Origin of the sequence: Colwellia sp. D2M02 (assembly GCF_018860755.1) — a bacterium.
Classification (GTDB): Bacteria; Pseudomonadota; Gammaproteobacteria; order Enterobacterales; family Alteromonadaceae; genus Colwellia; species Colwellia asteriadis.
The window spans coordinates 15,604-28,844 of the sequence record NZ_JAHKPW010000070.1; the positions used below are offsets into that span (position 1 = coordinate 15,604).

General features: G+C 36.1%; 14 protein-coding genes. 8 read left to right on the top strand and 6 right to left on the bottom strand.

The genetic code is table 11. From position 1 onward, the window contains the following. Positions 1-227: 227 nt before the first annotated feature. Together KO495_RS12545 and KO495_RS12550 are read left to right on the top strand one after the other, a co-directional pair. On the top strand, positions 228-704 hold the full coding sequence (locus KO495_RS12545; RefSeq protein WP_215980753.1) for a winged helix-turn-helix transcriptional regulator: 477 nt from the start codon (positions 228-230) through the stop codon (positions 702-704). A 51-nt stretch (positions 705-755) separates the two neighbouring features. After that, positions 756-1,598, top strand: coding sequence for an HDOD domain-containing protein (locus tag KO495_RS12550; protein ID WP_215980754.1), 843 nt, complete (start codon positions 756-758; stop codon positions 1,596-1,598). A gap of 122 nt (positions 1,599-1,720) precedes the next feature. Here the strand turns inward: KO495_RS12550 and KO495_RS12555 are convergent, their stop codons facing one another. Continuing rightward, positions 1,721-2,626, bottom strand: coding sequence for a hypothetical protein (locus KO495_RS12555; RefSeq protein WP_215980755.1), 906 nt, complete (start codon positions 2,624-2,626; stop codon positions 1,721-1,723). Positions 2,627-2,887: 261 nt separating this feature from the next. On the opposite strand from KO495_RS12555, the gene KO495_RS12560 reads away from it, so the two are divergent. Both KO495_RS12560 and KO495_RS12565 read left to right on the top strand, forming a co-directional pair. Beyond that, complete coding sequence (locus tag KO495_RS12560) at positions 2,888-4,312, top strand: sodium-dependent transporter (RefSeq protein ID WP_215980756.1); 1,425 nt, start codon at positions 2,888-2,890, stop codon at positions 4,310-4,312. After that, the gene (locus tag KO495_RS12565) at positions 4,313-5,218 is read left to right on the top strand and encodes a class I SAM-dependent methyltransferase (protein WP_215980757.1); all 906 of its coding nucleotides are present in this window, start codon (positions 4,313-4,315) and stop codon (positions 5,216-5,218) included. A 27-nt stretch (positions 5,219-5,245) separates the two neighbouring features. Here KO495_RS12565 and KO495_RS12570 read toward each other — a convergent pair whose 3' ends face one another. Further along, positions 5,246-6,151, bottom strand: coding sequence for a DNA ligase (locus KO495_RS12570; protein WP_252738943.1), 906 nt, complete (start codon positions 6,149-6,151; stop codon positions 5,246-5,248). An 88-nt stretch (positions 6,152-6,239) separates the two neighbouring features. Here KO495_RS12570 and KO495_RS12575 point away from each other — a divergent pair, with 88 nt between their 5' ends. Continuing rightward, complete coding sequence (locus KO495_RS12575) at positions 6,240-6,785, top strand: hypothetical protein (RefSeq protein WP_215980758.1); 546 nt, start codon at positions 6,240-6,242, stop codon at positions 6,783-6,785. 14 nt (positions 6,786-6,799) lie between these two features. Here the strand turns inward: KO495_RS12575 and KO495_RS12580 are convergent, their stop codons facing one another. Continuing rightward, positions 6,800-7,528, bottom strand: coding sequence for a DUF3581 family protein (locus KO495_RS12580; RefSeq protein WP_215980759.1), 729 nt, complete (start codon positions 7,526-7,528; stop codon positions 6,800-6,802). Between the two features lie 89 nt (positions 7,529-7,617). Then, the gene (locus tag KO495_RS12585) at positions 7,618-7,893 is read right to left on the bottom strand and encodes a GIY-YIG nuclease family protein (RefSeq protein WP_252738944.1); all 276 of its coding nucleotides are present in this window, start codon (positions 7,891-7,893) and stop codon (positions 7,618-7,620) included. Between the two features lie 44 nt (positions 7,894-7,937). Between KO495_RS12585 and arfB the strand changes: the two genes are divergently transcribed. The 3 genes from arfB to KO495_RS12600 all read left to right on the top strand — a co-directional run bounded on the left by arfB (position 7,938) and on the right by KO495_RS12600 (position 10,190). Next, positions 7,938-8,351, top strand: a complete 414-nt coding sequence (arfB, locus tag KO495_RS12590; protein ID WP_215980760.1) for an alternative ribosome rescue aminoacyl-tRNA hydrolase ArfB — start codon at positions 7,938-7,940, stop codon at positions 8,349-8,351. Positions 8,352-8,424: 73 nt separating this feature from the next. Further along, entirely contained in the window at positions 8,425-9,276 is an 852-nt protein-coding gene (locus KO495_RS12595; protein WP_215980761.1) for a DUF2797 domain-containing protein, read from the top strand. Positions 9,277-9,335: 59 nt separating this feature from the next. Beyond that, positions 9,336-10,190 (top strand): HDOD domain-containing protein, encoded by an 855-nt coding sequence (locus KO495_RS12600; protein ID WP_215980762.1) that lies wholly within the window; start codon positions 9,336-9,338, stop codon positions 10,188-10,190. 192 nt (positions 10,191-10,382) lie between these two features. Here the strand turns inward: KO495_RS12600 and KO495_RS12605 are convergent, their stop codons facing one another. Further along, on the bottom strand, positions 10,383-10,589 hold the full coding sequence (locus tag KO495_RS12605) for a cold-shock protein (RefSeq protein ID WP_033092258.1): 207 nt from the start codon (positions 10,587-10,589) through the stop codon (positions 10,383-10,385). A 285-nt stretch (positions 10,590-10,874) separates the two neighbouring features. Beyond that, positions 10,875-12,893 (bottom strand): HAMP domain-containing methyl-accepting chemotaxis protein, encoded by a 2,019-nt coding sequence (locus KO495_RS12610; protein ID WP_215980763.1) that lies wholly within the window; start codon positions 12,891-12,893, stop codon positions 10,875-10,877. Between the last annotated feature and the right edge of the window lie 348 nt (positions 12,894-13,241).

Below are 13,241 nucleotides of genomic sequence, written 5' to 3' on the forward strand. Positions count from 1 at the left end.
TTTTCTTCTTTTCATATGATAAGCAATGCAAATTTCGCGTCAATAGCTGACCTATTGCAAGTAAATTTAACGAAGAAGTTAGGAAAATTAGCTGCTAGAGAAACATTTGTTAAGCCGAGCTCTGGTTATTTAGACTGCTATGATAAAGGCGCAATCATTTGATTGCGCTTTTTTTTTAGAATTTTATATGGCAATATTCAAAAATTACCACATAACGTAAGTGCTTTATGTCAAATTCCAAAAGAAAACCTTTAGATCGTATTGATAAAGTTATTTTATCCACCTTACAAGGTGATGGGCGAATCTCTAATGTTGAGCTTGCTAAAAAAGTAAACCTTAGCGCAAGCCCTTGTTTAGACAGAGTAAAGCGCTTGGAGAAAGAGGGCTATATTGAGCGTTACGGCGCTTTTTTAAATGCAAGTATGCTTAATTATGGTATGACTGCTTTTATTCAGGTCACACTTAATTGTACAACATCAGATGCATTCAAGTTATTCAAAAAAGAAATCGTTACCATAAAAGAAGTGGTTGAGTGTCACTTAATTGCAGGTGGTTATGACTACCTTTTAAAGATTCGATTTGCTGATATTGCTAATTATCGTCTAGTGTTAGAGAAAATAGGCGACTTACCGGTTATTTCACAAACCAGTACCTATATGGTAACGGAACAAGTGAAACGCGATAGCGGAGTGCCATTAGAGTAACAATTCTGTATGCTCGTATTGCTAGTCTAATTACAAATAGAAGGGATAACAATGAACGTACATGATTATGCATTGCAAGCTAATGGCTCTTTTGCATTACCTGATGCCTGCTTTAAAGTAAAAGCATTAATGGAAGACGAAACCGCTGAAATTGCTAATTTTGCTGATGTAATTGGTACAGATCCTTCAATGACATCAAGGTTATTGCAAATAGCCAATAGTGCTATTTATAGCTTCCCTGGTGAAATAAGTACTATCTCTCGTGCTATTACTATTATTGGTACACAAGCCATTTATAACATGATGCTGGTTGATGTTGCCGCTTCCGCTTTTAAACACTTTGAAAACCAAGCGATAGATCTAAAGCGATTTTGGCGAATGAGTATTTATTGTGGTTTAGTTTCTAAAAATTTAGCCATTAAAGCAGGTATCAGAGATATTGAACGCTTGTTTGTCGCAGGTTTATTACAAAATTTTGGAGAGTTGTTAGTTGCTAAAATAACCCCCGAAATTGCTCAACATTGTGAAAAATACACCAGTGATGATTTGCCTTGGCAGCGACAGCAACAGGTATTAGGTTTTACTTATACCGATATTTCTGCAGACTTATTAAAAATTTGGCAGTTACCAGAGAAAATAATAATGCCGATTCGATTTTTTAATCAGGCGCAAGATATTCAAATAAATAAAGATGTGAAAGTGCTTTATTTGGCCTCTCGATTAGCGCTAATTGATAGTAATAGCGATGAGTTTACTAATGAGGCTTTAATCGATAACGATTTATGTGACGCACTTGGGCTATCTAGTGATGATTTAACACAAGTTAACGAAGTAGCATGTGAAGAGGCGGGGAGCATTTTAGCATTAATGAACCCTAAGTTATTTTCCCAGTAAGTCAACTAAGTATAAAATAAGACGGCGGACTATTGGAGTCGGTCATTTCAATCGATTATTTTAGTTAATGATTTCAGTTAATGATTTCAGTTAATGGTTTCAAGCAGTTATTGAAATAGCGCTTATTGAGGTGCTTTTTTGGGAATATCGGTTTGATAAGCTTCTTTATAGGCACGATTAAAGTCTTCAATATCAGCTTTATCAATATAATGGCTATGCGCTTCGTAAAAAGCGTGGGTTTTATATAGTTTTCTTAATACGTTATTAATATCGGCAATCACCTCTTTGCCGAATTCGCTTTTATTGCACGCAATATGTCCTGTGATATAGCTAGGCATATTGGCAATTTCAAGAGAGACTAAATCCATCTCAATAGAAAGAGTATTTAAAGACTCCTTAATCATGGTTGGGTAGTCAATAATATAGTTAATACGCTCTTTAAATAGCATCTTGATCAATGATCTAGAGCGATTTCCTCCACCTCGAACAATAATGTTGTGCGCATTTAAACTCGCTATTTGTTCATCTAGCATAGTACCAAAAGAGCGACCTTCATCAACGCCTAATAAATTTTCATGATTTTCTGAAAATAAACTCGATAAGTTTAGTAATTGCTGTTGTTCGTTTAATGCCGAAAGCGGTATTTTTGAAAATGTATTTTCTTTTTTATAATAAAGGTGTAAATCTAAGTAAATATTAATGGGTAAGCTATAAATGAACTTTTCTAAACGTTCGGGCGTTTTTATTCGATTTGGCGCGCAACTATTGGGAAGCTTTTCTAATAAGCGATTAATACTTGGTCCTTGAGCGAGATGTACTTTAAATTGATATTGAGGCAGGTTTTCCATTAATAGCCTAATAGTATCATTGGCGGTAGAAAGCTTTTCACTACTAGGTCTTAGTAATGTTTCATGATCATTTACTTCATTTGTTAACCAATATAGTTCCACATTGTCTTGCGTACTTGCATTAGACAATTGGCAAAAAAACAAAGATAAAGCACAAAAATAAAAAGTAATGAAGCGCATTGATAATATTAAGTTATTTTATAATTAGTACTTTATTTTAGCTGAATCCGTACTTTTTTCACACCGATTATATATCATTTTATTATCGTTTTTAGCCTAACGTATATGATGTGTCATTGTTTTATTTATGACAGCCCGTAGTGGTTAATAATGTAACGCTCAGTAAATAAAGGTTTTTAAAAGCAAGACAAATTTAATAAAGCTTGTTAGCATCAAATGTAATAATTATTAGTCCATTACAATAAAAAATAAAGGAAGACTATGGCAGCCTCTAGAGAGCATTTTAGCTCACGCATTGGGTTTATTTTGGCGGCCGCTGGCTCAGCGGTTGGAATTGGGAATTTAGTGGGTTTTCCTGTTAATGCAGCTAAAAATGGCGGCGGTGCCTTTTTAATACTTTATGCTTTATTTGTTTTTTTGATTTGTTTACCTGTGATGATTGCCGAAATGGCGGTTGGTAGGAATACCGCTAAAGAGCCTGTTGGGGCTTTCAAAACTTTGAGTCAAGGCAATAAAGCTTGGGGAGTTGCAGGCTTACTTGGTGTATTAACTCCGTTTATGATTGCGGTGTTTTATATGGTGATAACCGTCTGGATTTTTGGTTACATCGTTTTAACGGTAACCGGGAATTTAGATTACTTAGCCAGTGGTGCGGGCTTTGGTGAATTCATTAACAGTCCTTACCTTTTTGTTGCCTTATTCGCTGTGGCGGGTATTGTCAGCTTTATTTTAGCGGCAGGGGTGAAAGACGGTATTGAAAAAGCGGCTAAAACATTAATGCCAGCTTTATTCGGTATGTTGATTATTATGGTGGCTTTTGTCTTAACGTTAGACAATGCTATGGCAGGTATTGAATTCTTTTTAATCCCAGACTTTAGTAAGTTAACACCAGGGGTTATTAATGGTGCGCTATCCCAGGCATTTTTCTCATTGTCTTTAGGTATGGGGATTTTACTAACCTATGGCTCTTATATAAACAAGCAAACCAATATTCCTAATTCTGCAAAACTCGTCGCTATTACCGATACTTCGGTCGCTTTTATTGCGGGTTTGATGATTTTACCTGCCGTATTTTCCTTTAACCCTAATGTTAATCCGAGCGAGTTAAGTGATAGCTCAGTTTCATTAATTTTTACCTTTCTTCCTAAGATATTCTTAGCGTTGCAAACCTCTATTGGTTATGTAGGTGCAAGTAGTGTCGCGACATTCTTTTTTCTTTTAGTTTTTTTTGCGGCGATAACATCATTAGTTTCAATCATTGAAGTACCGGTTTCTTACTTAGTGACAGAGAAAAAGCAAACGCGTAAAAAAGCATTAGGTTACCTAACACTTACCGCAGGGGTCTTAACCTTGTTTGCAACAGTGTCGTTTGGTATGGTGCCATTTTTTAGTGAATTTACCAGTTATGCAGGTAAAACAAAGTCTTTCTTTGATGTGGTTTATGATGTTTTCTACGATACCATTTTGCCATTGAATGGCTTTTTATTATGTATGTTTGTTAGTTATCGTTGGAAGAAAAAGCAGCTATCTGAAGAGTTGAGTATTGGTAATGCAAATTATCGTGGTTCATGGGTAGAGAAATACATTAGCTTTTCATTAGGTACATTTATTCCATTAATTGTGTTGCTCATTTTTATTAATACCGTGGCAACCAAGTTCTTTGCCGTTAACATTTTTGGTTTATAAATGATTGAATTTATTTCAGCAACAGACTTTAGCGATACACAGCGATTATTTCATGGCCGTGGTCATTCCTACCCAGAATTAACTCATGTTAATGTTGATTGGTTTAATCCTGTTGTGCTTATTACCTTATATAGCCCTGTTGATGAACAATGGTTGCTAAGACAAGCGCTGGCATTGCAGGCGTTAATTCCTGAATGTCAGAGCGTACAAGTGCAGCGACGCTATGAAAAGATGGCACCGATGCAAGTTTTGTTAGGGGAGAGCATTGAACAAACGGTTGTGCAAGAGCAAGGGCTAAAGTTTAATATTGAGTTAGGTAAAGCACAAAATAGCGGTTTGTTTTTAGATATGGCTAATGGGCGTGCTTGGGTTAAAGAGCATGCGGATAATAAAAATGTTTTAAACCTATTTGCTTACACTTGCGCCTTTTCGTTAGCGGCCACTTTGGGCGGTGCTAGTCGCGTTGTTAATATTGACTTAAGTAAAGCGTCATTAAGTAAGGGGCGAGAAAATCATCAGTTAAACCTGTTATCTAAAAAAGAAGGGAAGCAGGTGGTTTTTGAAGGTGTTGATATTTTTAAATCAAATAGCCGAATAAAAAAATACGGCCCTTACGACTTATTAATTTGTGATCCTCCTTCCTTTCAAAAAGGTAGTGTGAATATTGAGCGAGATTACGCGAAAATTATCCGCCGTATTCCACAGTGGATGAATGCTGGTGCTAGGCTTATGCTATGTTTGAACTCTCCAGACTTAGATGAAGACTTTCTAAAGGCTGAAGTCGCTCGTGAATGTCCGCAATGTCAGTTTAATTATAAGGTTGATAACCCTGAAGTATTTAAAGAAGCTCAAGCAGGGAAAGGGTTAAAAGTGCTTATTTTTACTTATTTACCAGAACACTCATAGAAAATTGACTAACGATAGATTTATCTTTTACTCTGCTCGCTTAATACGCCAAAAGCGGGCAAACCTTGGAACACCAGCTTGTGTTAAACCATTAAATTTATAAGTGATGATACTACCTATTGCTGGGGGATTTTTGCGTTCGTCATCACTAAACCCTGAGCCAATTTTAAAGACAACACCTTGTTCTGTTTTCACTTGTAATGCCCCCATCATACCTATGTATTTACCTTTGCCTTCGGTATAAGCAATAACAATCGCTTCAGCATCATCAAACCTCTTTAGTTTAAGTAAAGCCTTATTTCGTCCTACCTGATAATAAGCACTCGCTAAATGCAGCATTAGCCCTTCACCTTGCATAGCAATTACGGTATTAAGCTTACTATTAAGCGCTGCTAATGTTGGTAAATGCTCTTGCGCTATCATCTGTAAATAATGAGATTTTGTGTTTTGAATAACCCTTTGCATTTGCTGTACGCGTTTTGAAAAGGGGTGATTATATTTAGGTAAATCAAAAACCATAAAGCGAACATTCGCCCAACAGCTACTCTGTTGATCTTCAACAATTGGACGACGTTTAATACACGACATTAATAACTGAAAAGTGTTTCTTCCTAACCAGAGCTCTCCATCCATGGGTGTTTGGGGCCAGTTTTGAGTAAACCAGATGGGTGTTTTTATTAGGTTACCTCCTCGACTAATTAATTGTGTGCCATTCCAATAACCGCGCATACCATCGAGCTTTTCTGACACATAGTAATGACTAATATCATCACTATTTTGCTCCGGTTGGTGTTTTATTGCACCTTTATTAAAGTTGAGGGCTTTTTGTATATGTGGTTTTTCAACAGCCTTCGTATAAGGGGAAATTGTCAGTAGTAATAGCAATAAAGATAATGTAGTGGTCGATATTACTCTGCAGTAATGAGTCATCATTAACATCCGTGTTATTGAGTGTATTAATAAGAGTAGTCTATATTTTAAGAGTCACGATAGGTTTGACCAAAAGCGTAGCAAGGAGGCTATGATGAAAACAAAGGGTATGAAATTAATATTATCGGTTGTTTGTGTAACCGTAGTTTTTTTGAGTGTTAATGTTGAGGCAAAAAAACGTTGTCGTCCTTTATTAGAAAAACTGCAAAATATACAAGCTTTGCAAAGAAGTGGTTATGGCTTAAAAAAAGGACAAAGTTTAAGAGCAAGGGAAGATAAGGCGAGAGATAAGTGGTGGCAGTGTGAACGCTCATCTAGCTTTAAAACAAAGAGTAAGAGCAAAAAAAAGCGAAGTAAAGCTCAAGGTAATAGCAGCAACAAGGCTAAAGTAACCTATAAAAAATCAAGAAATAAAAAAACTAAAAACGTTGCGGCCCCTTTTGCTAGCAAACAACGTATTGAAGTTAAATCTAAATACCCTAGGGAAAAGCAGTTTGCTTGGTTACATTTTTATCAACGACCTGAGCGTTGCCATCAACCTAAGAGCTTAACTACATTTGCTTTTTGTAGTGAAGACAGGTTAATGCAACAAGCAGAGTTTGAGCATCAATATGTTGAGCCGGCTGCTACAGATTAATCGACTATTATCGTTTACATGCTTTTTTGATAGTCAGCTTTGTGCTGGCTATGTTGAGCTATCATTGCGTTTATGCCTTCTTGGTCATAATCACGCAAACCGCTTAGCAGCATATGCTTTTCACCGCGACCAATCACTTCACCGTTTGATAGTAAGTTAAACGCTAATAAGGCATCACCGCGTTTTCCATCAATCGTTAAGCTAGTTTGAGCTAAAACGAGTGAGATATCGTCAGTATTTAGAGTAAACAAGTCTATAGACATACTTTGGTACATAACCATTGGACGAGCAGGGTTAATCATTACATTATTCTCAGCCATCAGTTTGACTAATATATCGGGGAAAGTATGACCTGAAAAGCTTACATATGCTTTAGTGAGCGCATTAATTAAGCTAGTGTTAGTGGTGCTTTTACCACTTGCTTGTACACTTAAATAAACCTTGTCTGCGTCATCTTTGATATCGTAACTATTATCAATATGGGTTGGGAAGGTGAGTGCTACGTTATCGTTAACCATACCAGAAAAATCAAAGGTCATTTTTTCATAAAGGCCAGACTTGGCAATGATCACTGAGAATAATAAATCACCAGGAACACAAAAACGCTTAGCGTCAATGTTATGTAAGGGATTAAAGTCATCCGCAACTTGTTTGGCAAAATCACTGCCTTGTTGTCGAGTAAAGCTTATTTTATCAGCACTTACAGGGCAGTAGTTCTCAATAAACATTTTCTGGGTTGACATAATTATTCACTTCTCAATTAACATTAAAAACAGCGCATTCTAGCAGTAGTTTACAGTGAAATCGAAGTTTTGTTATCGAAAAGTAGCAGTTATTGATGTTTTTTCGTGTAAAGGTCAACCAGATGTTCTTTCTTCTGCTTAGTGAGCTTTCGTAATTGATATTCTCTACTGGCCGCGATACTTTTATTAGGGACTTCCTCTTGGTAAACCAATGTCACGGGGCGTCTTGCGCGGGTATATTTTGCCCCAAGTTTACTGGTATTATGCTCGTGTAAACGGCGGGAGACATCTGTAGTAATACCTGTATATAAACTATTGTCATTACAGCGTAGTAAATATACCCACCAAGTCGTTTGCATTGTCATAGGTAACATTGTGCCTTATTAGAATAAATTGATGGTAAATAAATGTGTTAGAAATTTCAAATACAGTAAATTTAGCTGATTGGGAAATAGAATTAAGTGCTATTCGCTCGCAAGGTAACGGTGGTCAGCGTGTAAATAAAGTAGCGACGGCAATTCATTTACGTTTTGATATTAAACGTTCATCATTACCCGCAGTGTATAAAGAAAAACTACTTAAATCAAAAGATAGTCGCATTTCAAAAGATGGCGTTATTATTTTAAAAGCGCAATCATTTCGCACCCAAGAGATGAATAAAGAAGATGCTTTAAACCGTTTAAAAGAGATCATTCAACAAGCGATGGTTGTGGTGAAAAAAAGGCGAGAAACTAAACCAACCAAAGGCTCGGTGATGCGTCGCTTAGACTCTAAAGCTAATAGAAAAACAATAAAGAAAACGCGACAAAAAGTTCAGTTTTGAGTGGACTTATAACATTTGACCCTTAATCGATTTGAACGAACTTAATACACAATTAATGAAAGAAGAGAGCAATATGGTTATTAGTGAAATAGGTGCTGTAGAAAAGTTAACGGCTCAGCTTGATGAAAACAATTTAGTGCATTACCAATTACCGTTAGCCAGTATTAATGGCGAAAGTACTAAGCAGAGTATTGAGTTGAACCCTTTAATAGGTAAAGAAGTTACGTTAACTTTTTCTGGCATGATTGCGTGTAAACATTGTGGTAAAAAAACTAAAAAAAGTTATTCGCAAGGTTTTTGCTACCCTTGCATGGCAAAACTAGCGCAGTGTGATTTATGTATTATGAAACCTGAAACTTGTCACTTTCACCTAGGTACTTGTAAAGAGCCTGAGTGGGGAGAGCAACACTGCATGGTTGAACATTACGTGTATTTGGCTAATAGCTCAGGGCTTAAAGTTGGTATTACGCGTCATACTCAATTACCTACACGTTGGATTGATCAGGGGGCTAGCCAAGCGCTTGCTATATTTAAAGTGCGAACACGTTTACAGTCTGGCTTAGTCGAAACAGCATTAGCTGAGTTTATTAGTGATAAAACGAATTGGCGCGCAATGTTAAAGGGAGCGCCTGAGTCCCTCGATTTAAAAGAAAAAGCCAAAGAGTTAATGCCAAAAATAGCGGAGAAACTTTCTCAACTGCGTTTAGAGTTTGGTGACGATGCTATTGTCGCATTAGATGAAGAAGTTCAAGATATTCACTACCCAGTGAGCGAATACCTCACTAAAATCAGCTCGTTTAATTTTGATAAAACGGAGCAGGTTTCAGGTGTATTACTCGGAATAAAAGGACAGTATTTAATCTTCGATAAAGGCGTTATTAATATGCGAAAGTTTAGTTCATATCAAATTAACATAGCGTATTAAGGTAATTTATAACTATAATCGTTAATAACATAATTAATTTGTATTGTTGGGGCTTAAGGATGCGATTAGAAGAGTATATTGAACAAGTGAGTGATGTTTTTGTTTTGTCTGATTCCTTTTTACGTATCAAAGAACTCGTTGATGATGAAGCCTCTACTATTGACGATATTTCAGAGGTTATTCTACTCGATCCTGCTTTAGCTGGTAGTATTCTTAAATTAGCCAATAGCTCTTTTTTTAGCTACCCAGGTAAGATTGATACTATTTCTAAAGCAGTTTTAGTCTTAGGGATCACTGAAATTTATACGTTAGTTCTCGCTTATTTTACTACCGAGGCATTCAAGTTAGACGATGAAAACAATGATTATTTAGAGCAGTTTTGGTTAAATAGTATTGATTGTGCTTTATTAATTAAGTTTTTAGGTGTTCACCTTAATGTTGCCAATGCTGAACGATTATTTATCTTAGGACTTTTGCATAACTTAGGTGAGCTAGTCGTTCACCAAGTTACCCCTGAGGCTATTTCTCGTTGTCGCGAGTCTGACTTACTACCCTGGCAGCAACAGCGCGCCGTTTTAGGTTTTAGTTACGGAGAGTGCTCTGCAGAGTTATTAAAGTACTGGCAGTTACCTTATAGCTTATTCTCATCTATCCGAAATCAGGATATTAACGAGGTAGCTCTACAAAGTATAGAGACGCAGCTACTCTATATTGCGAAACGGGTTACCTATAAAAGCATGGTTATGCCTAATGAAAGTATTAAAGCATTATCATATCAAGAGTTGATAGGTGAAGAGTTACTTGAACAGTTAGAGATAACAGATGAATTACTTGCTAATGCCGTTGACTATTGCATGTTAGATCGGATGGGAATGTTATCAATATTATGCCCCAGTGCGATGGTTATTTATTAAATAACCTGAACACGGGTTACATATTATAAGTGCAAGCTTATGAATAGTGTCGTGATAAATAACAAAGCGCTAATTATAGATAAATAGCGAATAATAAAATATTTTAGGTAATAAAAAAGGACATCTATTAAATAGTATGTCCTTTTTTTTAATTATTATAACGAGTAACTAAAGCTACTCAGTTATTAGTAATTAAAGAGCAACGATGTTTTCAGCTTGAGGACCTTTTTGGCCGTCAGTAACTGTAAATTCAACTTTTTGACCTTCAGCTAAAGTTTTGAAACCTTCGCCAACGATAGCGTTAAAGTGTGCGAAAACGTCTGGACCATTTTCTTGCTCGATGAAACCAAAACCTTTAGCTTCGTTAAACCATTTTACTGTACCAGTAGTAGTAGACATAATGTGTATCCTATAAATTTAAGAGTAATTCGTTAGTTAAATCAATTTATTTAACTAATCGGGGTTTGCTAAAAAGAGTTGCTATTACTTATAAATCAGGACGTGCTACATATGTCTTACCAAAGGTAAGAAAGTTTTTAACATCGAAATGGTGTACAAAAATATAAAACTAACTTCAAGCAGGGGTATTATATGTTTTATTGAATGTAAGTCAATATAAACATCTTGCGTGGCAGATATATAATAACGTGAATTACAATATATCTGCCTGTGTTTACGGGTTTTTTATAACTTAAACTCTTGTACAGAGTGTTGGAGTTCTTCGGCTAAACGGGCAACTTCACTACTTGATGTTGCTGTTTGTTTGGAGCCCTCAGTGGTTTGCTCTGCAATAGCAACAATAGATTCAAGGTTTTCACTAATTTCATTAGCAACCACACTTTGCTCTTCGGCAGCGGTGGCAATTTGAGAACTACGATCAAAAGCTTCATGTACGGCATGGGTAATTGTTTCTAACGCAGTATCGGCTTCTTCACTTTGTGTTACACAGTCACTCGCTTTGGCTTTACCAGTATCCATTACTGTAACGGCTTTAGTTGCGCCATTTTGTAATGCCTCAATCATGGTTTGAATCTCAGAGGTAGACTCTTGCGTTCTACTTGCTAAAGTTCTTACTTCATCAGCAACTACAGCAAAACCACGACCTTGTTCGCCTGCTCTCGCCGCTTCAATAGCAGCATTTAAAGCAAGTAGATTGGTTTGCTCTGCAATACCACGGATAACATCTAAGATGCTACCAATAGAAGCACTGTCTTGTTGTAATTGATTAATAACTTGAGAAGCAGAGTCAACTTCGTTGGCAAGCTGCTCAATAGTTTGGCGGTTTCTTGCTGAAATAACTTTCACTCGTTCAGCTTCGTCATCAGCATGTTTAATTTCATTTAAGGCATCGTTAGCACTGGCTAAAACACTTTGAGATGTGCTGCTCATTTCTGTTGTTGCAGAAGCCGCTTGCTCTACTTGATTTCGTTGTTCTTCAATTGCCGTTGTACTTTGTGCTGTTACTGCTGATGTTTCTTCAGCAGCTGCCGAAAGCTGTGCTGAGCGGTTAACAATACTTTCAATAAGGTTACGTAAGCTATCAATTAACAAGTTACAGTTTTTAGATAGTTGCGCAAACTCATCTTTACCACTTTCATCAAGTTTATGAGACAAGTCACCTGAAGCGACAATGTTTAACATTTTATTAACTCGCTCTAAAGGTCGAGTAATACTTAATAAGGTGAATCGAGCAATAACAATTGCGATAACAATGCTAATGATCATAATGATGACAGTTTGATTGTTACTACTATTTACTGAATATTCTACTTGTTCAGCAACATCAAGGGTCGCTTCATTAGCAAGTTCAATTTGATTCGCTAATAAGTTATTAATATGAGTGGCATTTTTTTCTACATTTTCAAGCATTAGTTCAGCTTGCTGTCTGGCGTTAAGTTGGGCTTTTTTATTGGCAATAAAACCGTCATTCATCGATATAAGGTTTTGGATGTCATTAAAAGATCCCTGTACATCTTGTGCTACGGAATTTACTTTGTTGATATTTAGTTCCGAGATTATCTCATCGACAGATTGCTTCGCCCCTGAAAGGCTATAAGAGAGCTCACTCTCAATAAGTTCAGCAGTGCTCAATGATAAAGTGTCTCTATATTCAAGGGCAGAAGATACTAAAGAATTTAATTGGTTTTCAAGTTGCTCACTTAAATTAATTGCTCGTTGTAGCTTAGTGTCAGCTAAATCATGATCGGCTAAATCAAGTAATAAAGTTACCATATCATCAGCTTGTTCTTCGAGAGTATCAATATCATTAATTAACTGCTTTTTTTGGTTAATACTGATTTTATGATTTTTGAATAAACTTAAAGATGATTGAGAGTAATCGTTGTAGGATGCTTCGATTTCACCCAAGCTTGCAAGTAATGTTTTTTCATTTGAAATTATTTGCTTTAAGTGAGAAAGTTTCTGATCAAACTCACCTTGAGTATTTTTATAATTAGTTAACTCTTTGGCCAGTAAATTTAGCTCAGTTTGATAATATGCTTTTAATGTTAGGTTAGTCATTTGACTAATTTGCAAAGCAAGCTGATTGCTACCTTTTAAGGTTGGAATAGCTAAGTCTCGTTGCTGGCTTGTCGCGCTATGGATAGTACTTAAGTTTGAAAGAGAGATGACACTAGTGAGTACTAGCAGAATTGTTAAAATGGCAAAGCCACCAATTATTTTCATCGCGACAGTTAAATTCATATAGTTCACCATTGGTTTGGGTTGTCCCCAGATTAATTCATTAGATTAACTTACTGCAAGTTATACGGCTCGTCTATCCATAAGTAGTATAAATAGGATAATACAAAGATATTTGTAGTTTTAGCTGATAAGCTTTTAAGTTATCGGCTATTGATAATATTTATTTAATGTTATTTTGTATTATATTTCAAGTGAGGAGGCACTTAAGTCTACTTATTTATATTTAGCTTGTTATTCGAACAATACTAACGTGTTATTTGTATAAAATAATATCTGTTTGTGTAATTAACCTGAGATCGGCTTAATATATGTTTCTCTAGCAGCTAGTTTTCCTAACTTCTTCGTTAA